General features: G+C 23.9%; 16 protein-coding genes. All 16 read right to left on the bottom strand.

From position 1 onward, the window contains the following. Positions 1-52: 52 nt before the first annotated feature. The 16 genes from MYE_RS01625 to MYE_RS01550 all read right to left on the bottom strand — a co-directional run bounded on the left by MYE_RS01625 (position 53) and on the right by MYE_RS01550 (position 24,862). A complete protein-coding gene (locus tag MYE_RS01625) occupies positions 53-565 on the bottom strand; it encodes an adenine phosphoribosyltransferase (RefSeq protein ID WP_042733265.1) in 513 nt (170 codons plus the stop codon). 15 nt (positions 566-580) lie between these two features. Continuing rightward, on the bottom strand, positions 581-4,690 hold the full coding sequence (locus MYE_RS01620) for a protein translocase SecDF, variant type (RefSeq protein WP_042733264.1): 4,110 nt from the start codon (positions 4,688-4,690) through the stop codon (positions 581-583). Positions 4,691-4,789: 99 nt separating this feature from the next. Then, the gene (locus MYE_RS01615) at positions 4,790-6,325 is read right to left on the bottom strand and encodes a YitT family ABC transporter (protein ID WP_042733263.1); all 1,536 of its coding nucleotides are present in this window, start codon (positions 6,323-6,325) and stop codon (positions 4,790-4,792) included. Between the two features lie 86 nt (positions 6,326-6,411). Then, entirely contained in the window at positions 6,412-7,782 is a 1,371-nt protein-coding gene (locus MYE_RS01610) for a DEAD/DEAH box helicase (protein WP_042733262.1), read from the bottom strand. A 2-nt stretch (positions 7,783-7,784) separates the two neighbouring features. After that, positions 7,785-8,576, bottom strand: a complete 792-nt coding sequence (locus MYE_RS01605) for a Nif3-like dinuclear metal center hexameric protein (RefSeq protein ID WP_042733261.1) — start codon at positions 8,574-8,576, stop codon at positions 7,785-7,787. Beyond that, positions 8,563-9,240 (bottom strand): tRNA (adenine(22)-N(1))-methyltransferase, encoded by a 678-nt coding sequence (locus MYE_RS01600; RefSeq protein WP_042733260.1) that lies wholly within the window; start codon positions 9,238-9,240, stop codon positions 8,563-8,565. Before MYE_RS01600 ends, MYE_RS01605 begins: the two co-directional genes overlap by 14 nt. A gap of 2 nt (positions 9,241-9,242) precedes the next feature. Then, positions 9,243-10,676, bottom strand: a complete 1,434-nt coding sequence (locus tag MYE_RS01595) for a sigma-70 family RNA polymerase sigma factor (RefSeq protein WP_004427032.1) — start codon at positions 10,674-10,676, stop codon at positions 9,243-9,245. A 3-nt stretch (positions 10,677-10,679) separates the two neighbouring features. Then, positions 10,680-12,497: a DNA primase gene (gene dnaG / locus MYE_RS01590; protein ID WP_042733259.1), complete on the bottom strand. Its 1,818-nt coding sequence runs from the start codon at positions 12,495-12,497 to the stop codon at positions 10,680-10,682. Positions 12,498-12,536: 39 nt separating this feature from the next. Next, positions 12,537-13,907 carry a glycine--tRNA ligase gene (locus tag MYE_RS01585; RefSeq protein ID WP_042733258.1) on the bottom strand — a complete coding sequence of 457 codons (1,371 nt, stop codon included), beginning with the start codon at positions 13,905-13,907 and terminating at the stop codon, positions 12,537-12,539. 157 nt (positions 13,908-14,064) lie between these two features. Beyond that, a complete protein-coding gene (locus tag MYE_RS01580; protein WP_042733257.1) occupies positions 14,065-14,643 on the bottom strand; it encodes a hypothetical protein in 579 nt (192 codons plus the stop codon). 78 nt (positions 14,644-14,721) lie between these two features. Then, a complete protein-coding gene (gene recO / locus MYE_RS01575; RefSeq protein WP_042733256.1) occupies positions 14,722-15,510 on the bottom strand; it encodes a DNA repair protein RecO in 789 nt (262 codons plus the stop codon). After that, a complete protein-coding gene (gene era / locus MYE_RS01570; RefSeq protein ID WP_042733255.1) occupies positions 15,510-16,415 on the bottom strand; it encodes a GTPase Era in 906 nt (301 codons plus the stop codon). Before era ends, recO begins: the two co-directional genes overlap by 1 nt. Then, on the bottom strand, positions 16,408-16,914 hold the full coding sequence (gene ybeY / locus MYE_RS01565; protein ID WP_042733254.1) for an rRNA maturation RNase YbeY: 507 nt from the start codon (positions 16,912-16,914) through the stop codon (positions 16,408-16,410). Before ybeY ends, era begins: the two co-directional genes overlap by 8 nt. A 25-nt stretch (positions 16,915-16,939) precedes the next feature. Then, a complete protein-coding gene (locus MYE_RS01560) occupies positions 16,940-18,769 on the bottom strand; it encodes a cysteine peptidase family C39 domain-containing protein (RefSeq protein WP_042733253.1) in 1,830 nt (609 codons plus the stop codon). 30 nt (positions 18,770-18,799) lie between these two features. Further along, a complete protein-coding gene (locus MYE_RS01555) occupies positions 18,800-19,351 on the bottom strand; it encodes a DJ-1 family glyoxalase III (RefSeq protein WP_042733252.1) in 552 nt (183 codons plus the stop codon). Positions 19,352-19,420: 69 nt separating this feature from the next. Further along, positions 19,421-24,862, bottom strand: coding sequence for an ABC transporter permease (locus MYE_RS01550; protein WP_042733251.1), 5,442 nt, complete (start codon positions 24,860-24,862; stop codon positions 19,421-19,423). Positions 24,863-25,070 lie beyond the last annotated feature (208 nt).

Genomic DNA, 25,070 nt, shown 5'->3' with positions numbered 1-25,070 from the left:
CATCCTTATATATATTTATTATAAAAAATTAGGGGCAAATTCCCCTAACTTTTTAATATTTTATTAGTTTTTGTAATTTGTACTCAGAGAATAATTTTTCATCATGTAAGAAAGATAAGTCAATTAAGAATGAAATTCCTTCAACCTGAGCATTGTTTAATTTAACTAATTCAATAATTGCATGCATTGTTCCACCAGTAGCTAAAACATCATCTATAATAACTACTTTATCACCAGGTTTTAAATCACCTTTATGCATTTGTTGATGATCAACACCATACTCTAAAGCATATTCAACATCATAAACTTCTCTTGGTAATTTATTTGGTTTTCTTACTAACACAAATCTAGTGTTTGATGCATAAGCAACAGCTGACGCGAATAAGAATCCTCTTGCTTCTGGAGCAACAACTACATTAGCTCCAGATTCTTTTACAAATTGAGCCATTTGATCAATTACATTTTTAAATGCATCAGCATCATTTAATAAAGGTGTGATATCTTTGAATACTATCCCTGGTTTTGGGAAATCTTTAACATCTAAAATATATTTTTTTAAATCCATAAATTATACCTGCTTCTAGTCATTAATTCCTACAATAATTTGTTCTTCTTGAGAAACTCTATAATTTTGAACAAAGTGTTTGTATCCTAAAATGTATATTATACGTTTTCTTTCTAATAAAATTCATAAAGGTAGTGCAATTACTAGTGATACTAGTGTTGAAATTAACACACCAATAATAATTGTCACACCCATACCTATAATTGAAGGCATACATAAAGAAATAATTAATGCGTAAGTTATATAAATAACTGTTACTAATAAAGTTCTATTTAATCCAAACGTAAAGACATTTACAAACACTTCTTTTAAGAATGAGTTGTTGCTTATTAATGAATCTAATTTTTTATCAGTACGTTGTTTATTTTGTTTTACAACTGATTTTATTTCTTTTTGTTTTAATTTGTATTCTTTATATGATTGATTTTCTTTTTTACTAAATATAAATTTATATTTTCAAATGATAGTCAATCATAGTTTATGAACTTTATTTTTAAATCCTAGTTCTTGAATTTTATCATTTACTTTTTGTTTTAATAAAGTTTTGAACTCTTTACGAACAATTAATGATTTTTCTCTTATTTCATGTTTTATAGCTCTGATTTCTGAAGAAACATTAACTTCTTTATCAAATACTTCACTAAACGCTTTTAAGCTCTTAGATTTCATAATTGATTTACCTTTTCCAAGTATTAATACTGAAGTAATAACAGCAAAACTTAGAACAGCTAATACAGCACCTAATATTTCAATTCCAACAGGAACTCTTAAAACAACTACTAATGAAACTACTAATAATACAGTTAAAGCAACCGATAATGCTAAAGCAACAAAGTAAGTTCATTTAAATCTAATTATCATATAAACTGATAAAGCTATTAATGCAATTCCAAACACAATTGCCATTTGTTTAATTTGACCAAATGAAGTGTATGGTGTGTTGATTAAGTTAATAATTCCTTCATCAGATGAGTTTCTAGAGTGATCATATCTTGGTGTAGTTGCATCAGGATTACCACTAAATGTTTTAAAGTTATATAAGAATCTTTCAAAAACATTAACTACAGTTTTGTCTTTTAAGTTAGTAATTCTGAATGAAACTCATGGTAATTCATTAGCTTCATTACTTCTTGATAAAACATCAACAAAGTTTGAACCATATTCAATTTGAAGTTTTAGTCTGTATATACTTGATGGGCTTGAACTTCTTGAATTTCATAAATCAAAGTATCTATCATCAAAGATTTTTTTAAATACTCCAGAAGTTACAAATGCAGATCATCTGTATTTTTCTGAATTTGTTAATTCATCATAACTTCTATTATTAAATTCAGTTCTACTAATAAAATTATCTTCTTGTAGTTTGTAATCTACTAGTACTTTACCCATTTGTCTGATTCTGTTTGCACGGTTAACATTACCGTTGCTAGTTTCAGTACTTTGATATTGTAAGAAAATAGAATCAAGCCTGTTGTAAATATCATCAATTTGGTTTCCATACATTGTAACTGAAACGCTATTTCCAAAACTTACGTTATAGTTTGGACCAACTGAGAATCCTAAACTTATTCCTAAAATCATAAAGATCATAAAGAATATAGAAAAGATTTTATTTACATTAAATATTTTTCTCTGGTTTGATCTATTTTTTAAAGTTGATAATTCTTCTTTTGTTGATTGAGTATTTAATTCAGCTAAGATTAGATCTCTTTTAATTTCTAAATCTTTAATTCTTGATTTTGCAAAGAAACTAAAGAATTTATTATTTTTAGTTCTTTTAACAATTTTTGCAATTTTTTGATTAATAGTTGAAATTTGAATTGCATCTTTTTTAAGTTTTTTATCTTTTCTTTGTGCAATGATTTTTTGTTCAAGATCTTTGTAGAAATTATATTTATCTTTGGCTTGTTTTAATTTAGCTAAATCTTTAGCAGTTAATTTTTCTTTTGAGTTTAAGTTTTCAATCTTAGAATTGTAATAACTTACTCTAATATCATTTAATAAACTTGATTCATAGTTTCTTTGAGTGTTGAAAGGTAATAATCAAGGATAATTAGTAAATAATTTAGCTTTTATTGATAATCAAGTTAATATACGTAAAGTAATAATTGCAAATACAATTACAAATAATATACTAATAACTCCAATTGTAGCTATACTTTTTAAAGCACCACTTCCTAAAATGAATAATAAAATGTTAGGAATTAATATAATAAATGATGCATCTAATAAGATTGTTAAAGTATCTTTATTACTAATGTTAAATGATGATTCAGGAGATCGTTTTTCAGCGTGAATATTTTTCTTGAATGCTTCAAAATAAATAATACAAGTATCTAATACAAGTCCAACACTAATAAATAATAGAGTTAGTATTTCTGGGCCAACTGTGATAGAAAACACAATAGGTAATAACAGTGTTAAAGAGCCAGAAATTGCTGCAATTATAATTGCAAATAATCCTAATAATCTATATGCAAATACCATAAATATCATTACAGCTAACGATAGAATTGCTAAGAACACTATTGTTACATACAACATTACTGGAGTTATTTCTTCATCATTTTCTTCTATTGATAGAACTTTAAATTCATATCCTAAAGTGGTTTGAACAATATCAGAAACAATTTGTGTTGACATTGTATAGTTAGCAACAGGAATGTAAAGTTTAGTTGCACTACTTTGTTTATCAGTAACAAGTGCTGGAACTCTAGAACTAATTCTTTGATTTTGTTGAGCACTAATTTGTTTATTATTTAATAAAACTTGATCTCTAAAAAGATCTTGTTTTAAGTTTTTATTAACTACAGTACTTCCACCGGCAATTGTTGTTTGTCTGAATAAAACTTCTTTCATCATTACAGAAATGATTTCACTAGCAACTTTATAGTATGGACCAATTGTAGAAGTCCCACTTAATGAACGCACACCAGATGTAGCTTGAATTTGACCGAAATATTTTCCTTTTCCTTTTCCATCTTTTTCAACATCATTAAAATCATCTGCTTTAGAGTTTGAATCATATAAATATTTATTTGTTGAATTTATAAATTCAAATTCATAATCTTGAGCAACGTTAGTTACATTTCTTAAATCATTTTGACCATATAAAACGTGTTTTAAATCTACAAGATCATCAATTCCACCTTCAGAATCACTTTTTCATCATTTTTTGATGTCTTTTCCTACTAAACTAGCTTTAGCATTTACTCATTCACCAGTATTATTTTTGATTTTATAATTAATAGCAAATAAATCTATTAATGCATTAGCAGTTTCTGAATTTTGTGCACCATTTGATGAAATTCATTGTCTTACTTGTTTAATTATTTCATTTAAATAAACGTTTAAAAATTTGTTTTTGTTTGCATTTGATTCTGATTGATCAATATGAACATAATAACTTCTTAATCTAGATAATACGCTACCCATTGAAGTTATCATTGTCATTTCTGTTGGAGTATTATTTTTATTATCTTTATTATCTCCTGATACACCTAGTAATTTTTTTAAGTAATCTTCTTTGATCTCAAAAGTAACAAATGGAGCATTTCTTGTTTGAGTATCACCAGGTTGTAAAGATTCGTCTCTAGCTTTACCTAAAAACTCATCAATTGATAATTTATTTTTAATAGGTGTTTGTGATGTGTTTGTGTCGTTATAAACTCCATCCACACCAGCTTTTTTCATTATTTCATCATTAAAAAGAAGATCTTTATAATCTTTATCTAAAATGAACAATCCACCAACACGTTCTATAGATTCTTTAAAAAGTGCTTGACTGTTATTATAATTAGCTTTTGGTGCTTTAACTAAAACACGTGATTTACCACTTTGTTCTATTTCAACTGAAGTGTTAGAAAAAGGTGATAATTTTTGTTCTATAGCTTTAGCGGCTTCAGATGAAATTCCGTTAGGTAACCCTTTGTCGTTATCTGGTTTTTTAGATTTATCAAAAACCCCAACCATGGCTTCAAATCCTTTTGAGAATTTTGAACCAGGACTAATATTTTCAACAACTTTGTATGTTGAAACTCCAATACCACTAACTAAAGATGCTAAAAGTAAAAATATAGATGATAGACGTAATATTTGTTTTATATTAAATGCTCTTTTTTTCACATCTTTCACCTCTCTACTTATTTATTATTTTTATTAATTAAAATTGTTTTTATAAATTAAAGAAAAACACATACATATTATAGCATTTTAGAAAATGTTTTAAGCATTGAATTTTTTTATATTTCTAGTTTTTGAATCTTTTAGAATTTTATTTTTAGTCATAACAATTGAATCATGTTCAATTTTTTTAACTATTTTTTTATTTTCAATAACTTTTCTGTATAAAGTCATTTCAAATTTCTCATTATCTAACGAATAATTAAACTGTCCTTTTACTTTCATAGTTTTGATAAATGAAATATTCATATTAGTATCAGTTTGAATAACTTCTTCTTCTAATGTTTTTCAATCAACCAAACTAATTGAAATCATAACAACACTTTGTTTTACTAATGCCGAATTTTTTCTTACAGTTTTATTTTCGATAATATTAATATCATTTCTATATCCTAATTCAAATAAACAATCTTTTACTTGTTCAGGTTTTGAAGTATTTATTAAAATTGTAATTATTTTATTTTTTGGATATATTTTATCAATAACAATTCCTTGAATAATCATCACTATACCTGAAGCAAATAATGAAGGGCCGAAAATAAATTTAAATTTAATTGTTCAAATTAATGAAGAATCATAATCTGTAAACTTAGCATTAGATGCAATTACTCTGGCAATTTCTTCTTTTGTTCAATCAATAGGATTCGATGCTAATCAACCTTTTGGTAAATATAAAGTGCTTCCTACGGTTTCGCTAAACTTTTGGCTTTCAAGTGCTTTTTGGTATAAATTTTGAAATTTTTCATTACTTAAAACTCTTATTGTTGATAATTTCATGTCTGGATCAATTAGTTCAACTGATAAATTAATTGTGTTTAAAACAACCACAAGAGCTAGGATGATGAAATTAATTTTCATATTAATAGCACCAATTTGTCTATTATATTTTTTAGAAACATAATAACTAATAAAATCAGTTCCAGCAGTTGAAGAACCTACTGTATAAGTTAATGAATAACTAGCTCCTAAAAAAGCTCCACCAATAACTGAAAATACAAACATTCAAATAGTTGAAGTTCATTCTCCTGGAATTGAAGCAATTAATTTGTAGTTAGAAATTACATGAAATTCTCGTGGATTAACAACAGGAATCATGTTTAAAATTTGATCTCAAGATAAACTTAAAAAAATGTATAAAATAGAAGTTAAAGTAAATTTCAACCCTACTTTTATAAATCCAAAAATAAATAAAGGGAAATTAATTAAAAATAAATATATGAAAAATAAACTTGATGAATTTAAAACATTACTAGCTTGATCACCTTTAATTAAATTAGCTGTAGTAATAGCAAAAAAACGAGCAAAACTAGATAGACCACCAGGAAATAACCCAGCATCTCCAGTTGAAGAAATAAAATAATCTATTGAAATAGTAGTTAAAAGACTCGCTAGTGTTATAACTAAAATATCTTTTCAAAAATTTCTTCTAAAATATGTTCTATTTTTTATTGATCTTTTTTCTTTTTCAAAATTCTTTTTATAGATTTTTTCGTATATTTCTGTTTGTTTTAATTGATTAATTTCATCAACTGACATATTAATTTTTTCTTCAGTTTGAGAATAAATTATTCTTTGCATACGCTCCCCTTTTTAATACATTATATGCATTGTAAATTTAGCTTTCAATGTAATATATTATAAATTATAAAATAAGAATTATTTGATTAATCAAATAATTCTTGTCTTCTTTTCTTATATTTTTCTTTTTTAATTTTTTCAATGCTTTCTTTAATATGTTTACGTCTGATTTTGCTTTTAATTTTTTCTAATTCTTGTTTTCTTTTTTTTCTATATCCTGGTTTAACTTTTTTATTTTGATATTTACTTATGATTTTTTTAGATTCAGGATCTAATTCTTTATAAGTAGTTTTTTTAACTTGTTTTCTAACTGTAATATCAACTAGTTGATTATCTATTAATTTTTGAATTTCAAATTCAATTCCTTTTTTAGTTAATTCATCAATTTTATCTTTGTTTTTAGCATTAAAAATAACATAACTTATACCAGTTAATTTATTTCTTCCAGTTCTTCCTGATCTGTGGATGTAATAACTTAAATCTTTTGGTAGATCTATAGAAATAACATGACTTACACCTTCTATATCAACTCCACGACTAGCTACATCAGTTGCAACAACATAATTGTATTCATGATTTTTAATTTTTTTAAGCATAGCCATTCTAGTTCTTGGTTGAAGATCACCGTGAATTTCACCAACTCTAGTAATATTATTTTTTCTTAATATATTTACAATATTTTTAACTTCTTCTTTTTGATTAACAAAGATTAAACATAAAAACGGATTTATAGAGTTAATAATTTTAGTTAAGCTTTCTTCAGTTTCACGATTTTTAGTATCAATTAAAATATGTTTTACATTATTTGACGATAATTTATTGTTTGAATCATCAATAAAACTAGCATTTTGTACATATTTTTTAGCAAATATTTTTAATTGTTCACTTATTGTTGCACTAAAAATTCCGATTGTAGGATTGTTATTAATTTTTGACATTAAATAATCTACATCTTCAATAAACCCTAGATCAAAAATCATATCACATTCATCAATAACTACATATTTAGCAGTAGTTAATCTTAATTTGTTTTGATCATATAATTCTTTTAATCTAGTTGGTGTTCCTACTACAATTTGAGGCTGAACTTTTTCTAGTTGTTCAATGCTTTTATTAATATCATCTCCACCAATAAACATACTACAACTTAAATCAGGATTGTTTTTAGAAAAAACTCTTACATTTTCATAAATTTGTTTTGCTAATTCTCTAGTTGGTGTAACTATTACAGCTTGAACATAACTTTTTTCTCTAGAAACAGTTAAATCTAAATTATTTAATATAGGTAATAAAAAACTATGAGTTTTACCTGTTCCAGTATGAGCTAAAGCAATTACGTTTTGATATTTTTTAAATAATGGAATTACTTTTTGTTGAATAGAAGTTGGATAAATAAACTCAATTTGCTCTAAAGTATCATTAATATATTTTTTGAATCCAAAATCTGTAAATTTCATAATTACACCTTCTTTCTAGTAATAAATTGGTTGTTTATATCATAAGTTAAAATTTCAAGATCATTAAATTTATTAGCTAATTTATCTTTAATATCATCAACAAAATAATTTTCCATATAATGACCTAGTTCAATTAAACAAACATTATTATCATTTGCATATATTCACTCATTTCATTTTACTTCACCTGTTATAAAAACACAATTTTTTAATGCGTTATACACCATAGTAGAAGCTCCAGATCCAGTTGTGATATAGATTTGATTTGTTTTTGAATTTAAATCAATATTTGAATTAAATCTAACTGATTCCGAATTAAATATTTTTGCTAATGATTGAATTAGATCTTCAATTTTAATTTCTTTTTTAAGATAAAAAATATTAGATTCATTTTCATAACCATATTTTTTGTATTTTTTTATTTCAATTTCTTTATTAATAATTTCAGTTAAATTTTGATTTGAACTAGCATCATAATTTGTGTGAATAGAAAATACAACAATGTTATTTTTAGTTAGTTTTTTAATCATTTCTTTTTTAATAGGATTTTGTTTTTCTTGTTTTAGTTCTGCAAAAATAAAAGGATGTCTTGAGATTATTAAATTAACATTATTTTTTAAAGCATATTCTAAACAATCATTAGTTAGATCTAAACAAATTAAAACTTTATTTACATTAAAATTTACATCTAAAGCTTTTTTATTAAAGATTTGAAAACCAACATTATCTCAATCACTTGCTTTTTTAGGATTGAATTTTTTATCTAAATATTTTGTTATATTAACTAATAACATTTATATATTCTCCTATTTCATCTATTTGAGCTTGTATTTCTTGACTTCTTGGATTTGAAGCATCAATTTGTTTTAAAATACGTTTTAAATTGTTTGATTCACTTTTTAAGAAATTTATATATTCTTGATCTTTTATAAAAAATGATTTATCACCAAATCTAATGTATTGATCATCTTTTAAATCTGATTTTAAATTTTTATCAACTACAGCAATTCAATAACAATGTTTGTCATCAATAACAAATTGTTCATGTGTTATTTTAAAATCTTTATCAACTGTTCATTTTCTAATTTGAGAAATTTGAGTATTAGAACAAATTATATATTTTGAAATTTTTTTATGATCTTTTGATAATATATCTAAAATAGTTTGAGAACCTAATCCACAGATAGTAACTATATCAATATTTTCAATTGATTCATTTGATACAAATTCTAGTCCGTTACTTAAAATTGTAAAAATTTGGCTATCAAAACCAAATTTTGAAATATTTTCTTTTGCTGATTGAAGTGGTTTTTTATTTAAATCACAAGCATAAACTTTTTTAGCTTTATTATTTTTAACTAAATAAATTGGTAAATATGCATGATCAGTTCCAATATCAGCAACTACATTAGCATTATCAATTAATAAAGAAACAGATTTTAATCTCTTACTAATCATAATTAACCTTTATAGAATTCTTTTAAAGTTCTACCTGATTTATTACTTGATGAAGGTTGTTTGAATCTTCTAATAGTTTTAGCTTCTATTTGTCTAATTCTTTCTCTTGTAACAGATAATTCTTTTCCAACTTCTTCTAAAGTTTTTGGTGAATCATATTTACTTAAAGCTGTGTTAATAACTTTATTTTTAAATGTTCTAACTTTTTGAATAGGAGTGTCTAGATGAATATCTAATTCTTCAACAGTTTCTTTTAATTTTTGAAATTCAGGATCGTTACATTCTTCAGCTAATCTTAATAAAGTTCTTAATTTAGTTGGGGCAATTCCATAACGCATTCTAATAACTTTTTCTTCTCTTGGTGGCATATCTTCAAATGTTTTTTCTAACACTTCTTTTAATACTTCTTTTTCAGTATATTCACTTGGTGAAACCATGTCTTTATCTTCAACAAAATCACCAAAATGAGTATCATCTTCATCACCAAAAGGTTTTTCTAAACTTACTGGTTCAATTGATATTTTCTTAATTTCAACAACTTTTTCAGCTGTCATCCCTTCACCAATTTTATTAGCAATTTCTTCTGCATTTGGTTCACGACCTAATTCTTGAGTTAATTGTCTTTCAACTCTTGCTAATTTGTTAATTGTTTCAACCATGTGAACTGGAATACGGATTGTTCTTGCTTGATCAGCAATAGCACGAGTTATTGCTTGACGAATTCATCAAGTTGCATAAGTTGAGAATTTAAATCCTTTTTCGTATTCAAATTTATCAACAGCTTTCATTAAACCGATGTTTCCTTCTTCAATTAAATCAGCAAAATCTAATCCACGGTTTAAGTGTTTTCTGGCAACTGAAATAACTAATTTTAAGTTAGATTCAATTAGTTTATCTCTTCCTTCTTTAACTTCTTCAGGATCAGATGAATTAATCATTTTCGCATAAGTTATTTCTTGTTCTTTAGTTAAAATAGGAGCTTGTCCAATTTTGTAAAAGTAAGTTTTAATGATATCTTGGATCTTAGTTTCGTTACTAATTCCACCTACTCTATACTTCATATGAGTTGAAGTTCTGGCTGTTTTTTTACCTCTTAGTGCATCTTTTTTAGCACTTTGAAAACGAGTCATTAATTCTTCATCATCGTTATCTAGATCTTCTTCTTCATACTCTTCATCAATATCATTTAATTCTAAATCTAACTCTTCTTCATCTTCTAATAAATCACTAAAAACAATTCCTTTGCTTTGGAATAATTCTAATAGTTTTTCATACTCATTATCACTTGCGTTAGGAAAAATATTTGTAAATGTTTGTTGTACATCTTCTGATGAAATAGTGTTATCATTTTTTTTAGCAAAATCTAGAGTATAGTTTATAAAATCTTGAATTGAAGTTATCTTTTTTAATTCTGATTTGTTATTAAATTTCAACATCGTTTAGCCCCTCTTATTACTTTTAACAAGCCTTTGAATGCTTGCGTAAATTTTCTTTTTATCATCTGTGCTTGCTTTATGCATTTTTTCTTTTAATTCTTCAACTTGAAGCAAAGTTCTAAAAGATTCTATTTTTGCAAAAGCATCTTCTAAACCTTTTTTCTTAATCGGTTTCATTAACATATCATCGTTGATTATTTTTTCTTGTTTTTCATTAAAGTCTAAAATATTGTATTCTTTTAATAAATCTAGTGCTTGTCTTGCATTGTGACCTTTATATATATCTGAATTATAAAGACTAATTAAAGTACTTGTTGCATGTTTAATGTCTGGATTTATCATTTTATCAATATTAAAATTTATTTCATTTATAAATTCATCACTATGTAATAAAGAAACAAAGATTTTTTCTTCTGCCATTAATGCTTGTTTTGCATATATGTCTTTTTTGCTAATAATATTATTTTGTTTCTTGTTGATTATAATATTATTTTTATTTGTTTGTGAGTTTTTAACAACGTGACTATCATTTTGTTTTACATTAATTTGTCAAATACTTTTAATAGTGTCTAAAGATAAATTAGTTTTTTTGCAAACCTTGTTAATAGCCATTTCTTTTAAAACATCACTTTTTATTAATCTTGAAAATTGATAAATTTGTTTTATAAAATTTTCAACTTCAATCGGATCGTTTTTATTAGTAAATTCTCATAACTTATCAATAGCATAATCTATTGGATGAACAGCATTATCTATAATATTTTTTACATAATCAATTTTATTTGAATTAATTAATTCATCTGGATCTTGATTAGTTTGGTTGTTAACTATATAGATATTTAATCCTGATTTTAATAATTCTTGACTAGCTTTTAGATTAGCTTTAACTCCAGGTTTATCTCCATCTAAAAACATCAAAACATCTAAGTTGTGTTTTTTAAATATTTGAATATGATGCTGACTTAAACTGGTTCCCATTATTGCAATAGCATTATTGATTTGAATTCTACAAAGAGCAATAACATCCATAAATCCTTCTAAAACAATAATTTTTTTATTCATTCGGCTTGATTTTAATGCTGTAGAAACGTTGTATGCAAGTTTAGATTTTTTAAAAACTTTATTTTCTTTACTGTTTAAATATTTAGGTTCAACACCACTTGTATAACTTCTTGCACTAAAACCTATAATGTTATTTTCTTCATCTTTGATAGGAAAAATAATTCTATCAACAAAATAATCTTTTGTAAATTCTTTTTCAATTATTCCTAGACCTGCTTTTTCAATATCTAAAGCTGAATAACCTTTTTCTAATAATTTTTGAACTAAATTAGTTTTTTTAGAAGCAAATCCAATTTCAAATTTCTTAATTTCATCAAGTGAAATATTTCTTTGATTTAAATATTTTATTGCATCTTGGCCTAAACTAGAAAATAACGTTACTTTAAAAATTTCATTAGCTTCATTATTGATTTTAAAAATCATTTCTATTTCAGGATCTATTTTAGGAGTTTTATAATCTTTTAATTCTTCTAATTCTATATTTGAAATATCACAAATTTTTTTAACTGCAGAAATGAAATCTATTTTTTCATACTCTTTTACGAAATTAATTACATTTCCACTAGCACCACAACTAAAACATTTATAAATTCTTTTTTCAGGTGAAATTGTTAAAGAAGGGTTTGAATCATCATGAAAAGGACAAATGCACATATAATTTCTTCCTTTTTTAACTAAATTAACATACGAAGAAATTATAGAAACGATATCAACTTTATTTACAATATCATCTATTTTTTGATTTGATAACATTTTCATTTGCCAAACCACCCCTATATTTAACTGATTGTTAAGTTTTTATTTAAATTGTTCATTTAAAAATTGTTTTAAATCTTTTATAGCAACTCTTGTTTGTTGCATTGTATCTCTATTTCTAACTGTTACTTTTTGATCTTCTAAACTTTCAAAATCATAAGTAATGACAAATGGTGTTCCAATTGCATCTTGACGTCTATAACGTTTTCCAATGTTTCCTGTATCATCATAAGTTGCATCGAAATCTTGTAATAATTCATTAAATAATTCTTTAGCATTATCATTTAACTGTTTTGATAAAGGTGTAACAGCAACTTGATAAGGAACTAAAGTGTAAGGTAATTTCATAACAACTCTTGAGTTATTTTCATCTAATTGTTCAATGTTAAATGATTCTCAAAATACAGCTAACATCATTCTTTCAACACCAACACTTGGCTCTATAACATGTGGAAGAACTTTTTTATTAGTTGTTGAATCTAAAACTGTTAAATCTTCACCTGTTGCTTGTTGGTGTGCATTTAAATCAAAATCACCACGATGAGAAATACCTCATAATTCTCCTCAACCAAATGGGAATTTATATTCAACATCACTTGTTTGTTTTGAATAGTGAGCTAATTCATCTTTTTCATGTTCTCTTATTCTGTAATTTTGTTTATCAAATTTTATTTTTTCAACTAAAAATTTCTCAACTTGTTCACTTCAGTATTTAAATCAATCAGTACTATCAATTGGATCAAAGAAAAATTCTAATTCCATTTGTTCAAATTCTCTTGTTCTGAAAATGAAATTTCCAGGAGTAATTTCATTTCTAAATGATTTACCGATTTGACCTATTCCAAATGGTAATTTTCTTCTAGTACTTCTTTGTGCATTTTTAAAATTAATAAAAATACCTTGTGCAGTTTCTGGTCTTAAATAAACAGTTGAAGATTCATCTTCTATAACACCTTGACTAGTTTTAAACATTAAAGCAAACTGTCTAATTGATGTAAAATCAGTTTTATTACATTTAGCACAAGCAATTTTATGTTTACTAATAAATTCTTCTAATTGAATATTATCCATACTTCCAGCATTTACTGATGGATCAAATTCTTCAATTAATTTATCAGCTCTTCATCTACTTCTACAATTTTTACAATCAATTAATGGATCGTTAAAACCATCAATATGTCCAGAAGTTTTTCACACATTAGGATTTAAGATTATTGAACTATCTAATCCTACGTTTAAAGGATTTCTTTTAACAAAAAAGTCTCATCATGCTTTTTTTAATTTATTTTTAACTTCAACACCTAAAGGACCATAATCTCAACTATTTGCTAATCCTCCATATATTTCAGAACCTTGGAAAACAAAACCTTGAGATTTTAAATGGTTAATCATTTCCTCTATTGTTTTTGTCATAGCTATCTCCTTTTAATAAACTCAAAATCAAATTAAAATATATCTTATTTATTATAGCATTTTATAGAATGGTGAAACACCAATTATTTTGATAATTGGCTTTCGTAATAATAACAAACAGGTTTTTTGAAAAGTTAAATTATAAAATAGACAAATATTATTTTATTAATTTGTTAAGATCTTTTAGTTTTGATTCTAAAATTTCTTGTTCTTGATTAATATTTTTATGATCATCACAAGCAATAAAATAACTTGTTTTATATTCAGTGTATGATTTTAAATATGATTCTAAAAATTTAACTAAATCTTCAGCAGCAGTATCATCAGTTGAAGAATAAATTTTACTATTATCAGCAAACATATATTTTTTATAATCTTCATACTCATTTAAAAAACCAAAATTGCTATCAATATAATTATTTAATTTAGACAATTTAAGTTTCATATCTTTAATATTTTTCTGATAAATATCTTGGCATTTTTCACATTTTTTATATTCATTTTTAATTTCAATTATTCTAGATAAAACGTCTTGTTTATTTTCAATAACTTTTAATTTAAATTCTTTTTCAGAATCTAATTCCGCTCTTTTTTTGATATATTCAGAGTTTAATAAAATATCTATATTTTGATTGTTTGTTGAGCTTGTAATACTTATTTTTGATTGGTTAGGATCATTTTTAACTTGAACATTTTCTTTTACAAATAGTTTTTTAAGTAATTCAAATATTTTCATAATTTCTCCTTTAAAAGCTTTTATTACTATTTGATTATATTACATTCAAAATCTATTCAAATTTTCTAGCTAATTAATTTAAAATTGAGAATCTAAGATTTGATTAATAAATACCGAATCATCAAATTCTTTATACTTACTTAACTCATACATACTATTTGTAAATATACCAACTTGATCTTTATAATAATTTAATAAAAACTTGGCTAATATCATTAAATAATTTTCTTCAACTTTTCTTTCTATTGCTTGATTAAAATTATTATTTGAAATAAATCTTAAATAACTAGCTAGATTGTTATTAATAAAAATAGAGTCATTATAATAACAATATCGACAAACCATACAATAATTATTAAAATTAATCGCAACTATATCATCTTTTAAATTACAAAAGCCACAATTAGATAAATCTAATTTATGACCGATAAAATTTAAAAAATAAAACATAAATAGTACTGTTGTTTTAAAAGCTTGGCTTGGATTTTTATTAATAATATCAATAGAAGTTTTTAACATATTAAATAGTTTAAAATTCTTAACATTATTATCTAAAGTATTTACTAGTGAAGTTATGATATTTGCATATAAATACAAATTGTAATCTTTAGTTATATTTAAGTGAGAATCTATTAAAACACCTTTTTTTAATTTAGATAAATTGAACTTATTTCTTGATTTAAATATTTCAAATTCAGATAAAGATAAGTAATTAATAGAATATTTATTTTTACTTACACTTTTATTAACTCCAAGACTAACAAAACTTAATTTTCCATACAAATTAGAATAAACTGTGACTATTTTATCAAAATCTTGATAATCAAAACTATCTAAAACAATAGCTTGAATGATTTTTTCACTCATTAGTATTTATCCTTGTCATAACCCATTTTTTTAATTAAACTTGCTGAGTTTCTTCAGTTTTCTTGAACTTTAACAAATAGTTCTAAATTAACTGGTTTTTCAAAAATTTCTTGTAATTGTTTTTTTGATTTATATCTAATATCAGAAATTTTTGAACCTTGTTTACCAATAATAATTCCTTTTTGAGATTGTCTTTCAACCACAATTGTTGCAACTATATTAATTTCATCTTCATTTTTTTCTAATTGATCAATTAAAATTGCAACACTATGTGGAACTTCTTGTCCAGTTTTTAATAAGATACTTTCTCTTATAATTTCTCTTATTGTAAAACGTTCTGGTTGATCTGTAACTGTATCATCATCATAAAATTGGAAATTAGTTTCTGGTAAATACTTAACAATTAAATCTAATAATTTATCGATATTAATATTTTCTAAACTACTTGTAATAATAATTTCATCAAATTGATTTTGATAGGTATTTCACTCACTAGCTTTTTGAATAAGTTGTTCTTTTGAAACACTATCAGCTTTAGTAATAACTAAAATTTTATTAGTTTCAACATTTTGAATTTGTTTTAATAAAAACATATCATTTTTACCAATCACTTCATCAGCTGGTGCTAAAAACAATAATACATCAACGTCTTTTGTACTTTTTAAAGCACTAGAATTCATAAATCTATCTAGTTGTTTTTTACTAGTATGAACTCCAGGAGTATCAATAAAAACAATTTGATATTGATTGGGCTTTGTATAAATTCCTTTAATGTTATTTCTTGTTGTTTGAGCTTTATTAGTAACAATTGAGATTTTTTGTTTCATTATTCTATTTAATAATGTAGATTTTCCAACATTTGGTCTTCCAATAATTGAAACAAATCCTGATTTAAAATTATTCATGTTCATTCTCCACTTCTAAATAATCATCTTCTGTAAATTTAATTTCATATTCTATGTTTGATAATTTTAAAATTTTATCCTGTAGATCAAACATAACAGCTTCTTCATCTTCCAATTCATGATCATAACCTAATAAGTGTAAAAAACCATGAACGAATAAAAATCCCATTTCTTGATCGATAGTATGATTGTATTTAGCACTTTTTCTTTCAGCTTCTGTTAAATTAATAAAAATGTCTCCTAATTCTCTAAAGCCTAATGTTTTTATTTCTTGATCTGTCATTTCAACAGGAAAACTAGTAACATCAGCAATATAAGAATGATTTCTATATTGTTTATTTATTTGTTGAGCTTCTATATCATCAACAAAAGTAATAGATAATTCAACATCATAATCAAATTTGAAAAACTCATAAGCTTTTGTTAAGATTTTTAACCCAAAATTTTCTCAGTTTTTCATATCAACTTCTGTATTATTAAAATAATTAATCTCTAACATAAAACAACTTCCTTTAATGACTTAATTATACTTGAGTATAGTTAAAAGTTGTAATCAATCTTGTATTAGAATTATAATTTTCAAATAATTTTAAAACATTTTCTATATCTTGTTTTTCTAGAATTTCAAAATCATCTTTCAATAAAATATATTGACTGTTTAGATAAAAAATTCTTAGTAATTTAATAATTTCAGATTCTTTTTTATTCAGATCATGACTATTTATTATTTTGATTAAATTTATATTATATTTAGTTAGAAGATTTTTAATAATTTCATATTCAAAGATATTTTCTTTATTACCATCAACAATAATATTTTGAAAAATTGTTGAATAATTAATATTAATATCATCTAAATTTTTAATATGTTTTTTAAGAGAAAGTTTTGAAATATTTTTAATATTTAAATCATTTATTAAAACTAAAATATGATCAATTTGATTAATATCTTTAGTTAATAAATTTAGTTTATATTCATTTGAAATAACATTAATTTTATTATTGAAAATAAAGTATTTATCAGTTGATAAATCTTTTAATTCAAAACTGTTAATATTTTCAAATTCTTGATATTCAATTTTAGTATCATAGTTTTTAAACTTAGTTGCTATTTGTTTATATTTAGAATAATTTTCTACAAAATAAATTACTTTTTTTAGATCGTTACTATGAATTGATTTAAATAAAATCACAATAATAAGTAAACTAAATTCTAAATAGTTAAACTTTAATAATTCTCAACTAACAAAATAAATAACTAATAAACTTATCTTTTCAACTATTGAAAAACACACATTTAAAATATCTAGTTTAGTTTGATCTAAAGATTCTATTGTTTTAAAAATATTGTCTTTATCAAATAAAGCGTTTTTATTAAATAAACTAGATATGAAATTAGTTTCTTTATTTTCTATTGATTTGTTTTCAGTAACTAATTTATAAATAAAACTGATTGTTAATCATATTAAATCAAAAACTAATAATACTAAAAATATAGTTTTATTAACATAATAAACTGCAGATAAAATTACAATTGAACTTATAAAACTTGAAATTAAACTTAAAAAATTAAGTGTTTCAAAACTAGATAGAAATCTAATTTCACTATAACTGTTAACTAGATCTAATTTAGTGTTGTTTTCAATTAGATAGTTATAAAATAGTTTCGTTTTTTTAGCTTTATTTTTCTTATATAAACTGTTTAAAAGTATTTTTGAAATTTCACCAATAGTTATGTTAATTAAAAATATAAATAAAAAGTAAAGATAAATGGAAATAGAATTATTTTTGTTGAGAAATGATGATGAATAAATATATAAAAATCTCATTTCTAAAACCACTAATAACACTGAAAATAGATTAATTAAAATATAAGCAATACAAGTTAAATTGAAATTATAAAAAATAGATTTTATATGATTATAATTTGCTAGAAATTGTCTTTTATTAGATTTAAAAACTAGAATATAGCCTGTAAAAATTTTATAAAAATCATTATAAGTAAATTTTTCTTTTTTAGTTTTACTTGGATCATAAACTATTAAAAAATCTTTTTGTTTTTCAACAACAACAAAATGCATCATTCCTGTTTGATTAACAACTTGAGCTAAATAAATTTGTTGATCAACTTGTTCTAAGTCTTGTTCTATTTCTAGTGCTGTTGTTTTTAAAAAGTATTTTTCGCTTAAATTATTAATATCAAAAAAACTTAAAGATTCATCATTATAATTGTTTTCTACTTTAAGACGATCTACATCATAATTTTGATTGTAATAATAATTAATAACCATAGCTAAACACGCTATTGAACAATCATTATTTTGAGTTTGTTTTACAAGTTTAATAAAAATCACCTCTAATAATGTATTAGAAGTGTTTTTAATTTATTTACCTAAAATTACTAAATTATTTTCTAATTGTTGACTTATTTGCTCACCTTTTAAATATCTAACAAGTTCTAATCCAAATAAAATAGCTGATCCCATACTTGCTCCTGTAATAATATTATTTTCAGTTGCAAAAGCTTTTTTGACATAATTACTATTTTCTAAAAATTGATTACATCCTGGAAAGTAACTAACATTTTTACTATCTAATAATTTAGTTTGACCAATAATTTGAGGAGCTGCACAAATTGAAGCGATTAATTTATTTTGGCTATTGAAATGTAAAATTTCATCAAGCATACGTTGATTTCCAACTAAACTCATAACTCCACTTCCACCAGGTAAAAACATTCCATCATAATCATTAATATTAATATCTTTTCATAATTTATCAGCTTTAATAGTAATATTATGAGCTCCAGTTACTTCTAATTCATCAATTGTTGAAACAATATCAACTTGAATATCAGCACGTTTTAAAATATCACAAACACTAACTGCTTCTGTTTCTTCAAAACCAGGATTTAAATACATAATAATTTTTTTCATATTCTAATCTCTTTTCTATTTATTCTAATTATAATAAAAAAGCTAAACAAAATTGTTTAACTTTTACTATTAGTCTGTTGTTTCTTTTAATAATGACGCCGGTTTTTTCTTTCTAATTTTATTTGATGAAACTAGAAGTGAACCAACAAATGAAATTCCTACAATTGCTATACTTGTAAATAAAGTTCATAATGCAAATCCATATGGAATCGCAAAACCAAGTCTTGTAATGATCGTAATTACTATTGATATTATTGATCAAGTCAGAATTGTTGAACCTACTCAGACTAATAAACTTAATATTGATACTGTTCCAAATGCATACTTATTAATTGAAAATGTTGAATAACCTAAAGCCTTCATCAGAGTCATAAACTGTTGATATTGAGAAACATAAATATCTCCAATTAACATAACAAGTAATGCTGAAGTAACAATAACTGTAATAATTAATAACATACCTATTGATATAGCGATAAATGTAACTTGATCAATAAGTTGTTTTGAAGTTTCTAACAATGTTTGATTTTTAACCATTGATCCAATATCAAATGATTGACTAGGACCAGCTGAACCAGTACCAATTAAATAAGATCCGTTATATCAAATTGGTGGAACAAAACTTATACCACTAGTTAATTCTAAAGGTTCAGATGCAACATTTGAGTATTTTGAATTATGTCACATCATTTGTGATTCTTTAAAAATATCTCCATCAACAAATTTCATAGTTTCAAAGAACTTATCACCAGGATTTGAGAATTTTGAAATCTGATTAAATTCATATCTATCGAAAGCTGAAATTATATCATTTCCATCTTTTTCTCCAGCTTTTATGACACCATCTGTTTTATTAAATAAGTTATCTTTAATTCCTATTTTTTTACCTAATGAATAATCCATTACTAAGTTAGCTAAACCTTGATCTACAAGAGTTAATTTACCGTTATATGAATCAAGCACATCAACAGGTGTTGCTTTAATTTTTAAATCACTATTTTGGTAATTAACTTTAGTATTTTTTTGCATAATAGCAACATCTATTCCACTTCTGTTAGCTGAACTTGTTGATTTTGTAATTCAGTTTAATGGTTTTGATAAGAAGTTATCCGCTCCTGTTTTAGCTACTTTATCACTTGTGAAAGTATATCTTAAATCATAAGGTCTAATCATTAAGAATTTTTCATCACTATTTTCTTTAATAGATCAAGCATTTTTTACACTTTTAGCAACTTCTTTTGCTGGTATATCTTTTCTGTATCATTTTTCTTCATCAGATATATTTAGATCTTTTTTAGAACTATTATTTGCATTAATAATATCATCAACATTAATAAATGATTGAGGAATATATAATTGAATATTTTTATATTCATAATAAGGTCTAATATAAGAAGATTCAATACCGTTAAATTCATCATTATAAATAAAATCATCAAACATATAAGAATCTTTTTTTAATTTTTGATCTTTTATAACTGTGCTTGTATTATCTTTTAAATCATTTTCATATTGAATTTTAAAAGTGATTTTATTGTTATCTAAGTTATAAGGATCTAATCATCTAGCTTTATCAGCAGAAGTAACTCCTTCTCTTCCAATTCTATGATTTTGAATTTTTGAACCATAATCTTTTTCTAAATTATTTTTATAATAATCAGAATTTATAAAGTTACTATCATCATAAATTCATGCATATTTAGGAATAGGAATATATCCTTGTTCTTTATTAGTTTTTATAAAGAAATGTTGGTTTGATGTTGAGATATTTTCAATAGTTTTTTTCTTAGATAATCCATAAAAAGCAGCAGCTTGTTTGTTTGGAATGATTGGAATATTTAAAGTATTAGTTTGTTTATCATAATATTTAAATTTAGTATTTTGATCAACTATATTGTCAGTTTGAGTTCCTAAAAATGCTTTTTGAATTTCTAGTAAAGTTGGATAGTCAACAAATAATTTATCATTAGCACGCTTTTTAAATTCAAATGCAGTTTGATTATCAGCAATTCCAGTGAAAGAAATATCTATATTTTTATTATTAAATGTAGCATTAGCATCAACTACAGTTGAAGGTGTTTCTTTTTTAGGAATAATTTTGTCAATGTTATATCCAATTGCAAATTGTTCTTTTCTTGAAAGACTCTTTTGTAAGAAAGAATTTACATAAGGAGGTAATCCTAATTTAATAGCATCTAAAAGTCTGTCTTTTCAATCACCATTACTTGAACCACCTTGTCGTCCTAATAAAGATGTAATAACTTGAGAAGCCATAATAGTTATATTATTTGTAGTATTTTTAAAAGTAAGAGATTTATTTAAATCATCTCAATTTTCAGAAGTTTTTTTATCTGCAAATAAGTTATATTTAGAGTTTAAAATTATTCCTAATATCTGATCGATAACTCCAACTGAAAATTGTGAACCTACAACGTTATATAAATTGTTACCAAAAAATTCAGTAAAGATTAAATCAAGTCCAGTTGAATCTGTTGCAGGTTTAGCTTCATTAGTTTTAATTTCATTGTTTGTTGTTAAATTATTTGTTGTAATTTTTGTTTTAGCTTCTTTACTGAATTTATCAATATCAGTTCTAAGTAGTCTTAATAAAGTTCAGTTAAGCTTGTTTTCACCTGAATAAACATATTTAGAAAAAGGTGTAACATCATATGAACTGGATGCATAAAATGATGGATCTGAATAATAATCTAAAACATCAGGACCAATTTTAATACTTTTTATATCTTTATCTAAATGATCTTGACCATGTCAGTAAGTAATAGATTTTTTAGTTAAAGGTGAGTTAGTAACATCATCTAAAAATTTGTACTCATTAGCATATTTAATACTATTGTAATATGCTTTTTTAGTAGTAAATGCAATTGAAGGAATAGCTAGTCCTGTTGAAATAACAAAAGTTGAAACTCCAACAACTGTAGAAAGTAAAATAATATTTTTCTTACCAGAACTTGCTAAAGTTAAACTAAATTTAGTTGGGAATTTAGCTTTTTTAAATCATGAATTTTTCAAGCGATTAATTAATTTAGATGAAGATCATTTTTGAGTTACTTTTAAAATATCTATAACACTTTGTTTTGTAATTAAATAAGAAGTTAAAAGTGAAACTGCTCCACCAATCAATCCAAAAATAATTAATGAAACTATTAATGAAATCGGTTCAATAGTAAATTGATATAATGGAAGGCTGAAGTAATTAATGAATAGATGAATAAATCCAGACTGAGTAACTAATCCTAAAACTCATCCTAAAGGAACAACTGTTGAAATAATAATTAATGAATAAGATAAATAAGTTACAGATATCATTAAAGGTTCTGTTCCTAGTGCTTTTAAAATACCAATTTGTTTTGCATTAAAATGAATAGTTTTTCTAATACAGATTATTAAAGCAACAACTGCAATTACTGAAACTACAATCGCTGAAACTAAGGTAATTATTTGATAAGTACGAATAACTTTAGGTTCAATAGTTCAGTTAAATCTTAGATTTGAACTGTTAAAATCAGTTAAACTTAATCAAGTATTAAATTGAGTTTTTCCTTTACTTTGTTGACTAACTACTGAATCATAAATTCTAGTAACGTCATTCAATTGAAATGCATTAAATAAGTTTTTTGAAGTTTCAATATTAAAATTTTTATTTCTTCTTAAAAAACTCATCTCATAACCTTTTGAAGTTTCATTAGATTTTGTTGTAGAAGTACCACTTAATATATTTTTAATTGTTTGTGATCCTGCATAAATTACTGCTCCTAATTTAGATTGAGGAATAGGAAAATCTGGATCAGTTGAAGGGAAAAATGAATAAGTGTCAGTTGCATATCCAGTAATTGTTAAATTAGCTGATTCAACTTTAATTTGATCACCAATTTTATAATTATGTTCTAATGCGTATTGTTCTGAAATTAAAACTTCACCATAACGTGGCATTCTAGCTCCAGCATTTTTATTTAAAATAGTTAGATTTGTTGTGTTTGATTCAGTTCTATTGTCATCTAAAAATACCATTCTAAATCTAGTATTTGAAATATAATCATAAGTAAAAATTTCTCTTCTAAAACTAATATCATATCCACTAGCTAAAGCAGTGTATCTTAAATGAGCCAATCAACAATCATGAATAAAATCAACATTGTCATGGATAATACTGTTAGGTTTAGAAACGTGATTATCAATTGAATCTAACAGAGCACCACTAAAAATGGGTCTAGTTTGATGGTAAATATTAACTTTTTTAGTCAATGATTTTGATTGACCATTATTAGTGATTAATTTGAATAGTGAAAAGTCATTAACTTTAGGTTCAATATTTGTTACAACTGTTTTATTGTTTGATTGATCTTTTAAAGTATCAGCAATAACTATATCAGTCATTCCTCTCATACCTATTTTTTTGATTTGATCATCAACATTAGAATCTTTTGTGATGATTTTGTACTCATTTTCTTTTATAACTGTTTTATCTATTTCAAAATTATTTAAATAAGGTTTGTTTTTGTCATTAATGATTCAACTAAATCCTTCAGGTGTACCATTGAAATGATCATCAGTTTTGAAATTACCATCAATATCTTTGATATCTCTTCCGACTAAAAAATTATAAAAATCGTTACCCTTATGGTCTAATTTTTTATTAGATTTTTCAAACTTATCAACTATAGGATTAAAAATTTCTAAATATATTTTTTTACTTATATATTCAATAAGAGTGTGAATTGAAGCATAAATATAAGAAAAAAATTCTTTTTCTTCATTTGAAAAAGTATTAAAAAGTTCTATAACCTTTTTTTGACCTTCTTTTGAAGTAGATCAATTTTTATCAAAACCTTTAACTTCGATTTCATTAATTTTGTTGATAATATCATTGAATTTTTTTGTATCTGATGTATTTAAAATATATCTACCAATAACTGTATCTTTTAAATAATCAACATTTTGATTATTTTTTATTAACTCATTATATTTATTAAAAGCAAATTGAGTAGCATAAAAAGTTAGTTGTCAACTTCAAACTGAGGCATTTGTTTTATTACTTTCATCAAAAGTAGTTATATCTTTAAAAAAACTTGCAAATACTTTATCAGCAAACATTTCAGTTATTAAAGTTTTTTTGTTATCAGTATTTTGTAAAGCTTTTTCATTTAAAACGAAATTTAAAAATGAAGTATTTTTATCATTAGTTTTTTTATTGTAATATGAATTATCAGATACTAAATCTAATAAAGGAAAAATTGATCTATCAGTTGTATCAGTTGCATCTTGAGAATTAATACTTATTTGATTAGAACTTATGTGATCAAATTTTTTAACATTGTTAACTATATTATTATATGTATTATCTATACGAGAACTTAAAGTGATTGAAGTCGATAAAATAAAAGACGCTAAAAAAGAAAGCAGTAAAATGATAGTAAATTGTATTCTAAATTTAAATACACCTTTAACACCCTGCTTTAAAAGTAAGAAAAAATTAGTAATGTTTTTATTCATCTTTTCTCAACCCTTTTTTTAGAAGTTATACCTTACAATAATAACATTTTAAAAACAAAATATATACAATATAGTTCCAATTAAATTTTGTTATTGTGTGAATTATTATTAGTGTTATTGTTGATTAAATATTTATTATTAGAACTAGTTTTATATAGCTGATATTACAAGCATTTAACTATTATTTGTATGTTATAATATGAAATAG

Source organism: Mycoplasma yeatsii GM274B, assembly GCF_000875755.1.
Taxonomy (GTDB): Bacteria; Bacillota_I; Bacilli_A; order Mycoplasmatales; family Mycoplasmataceae; genus Mycoplasma; species Mycoplasma yeatsii.
This window is presented reverse-complemented; position numbering and strand designations above follow the sequence as displayed.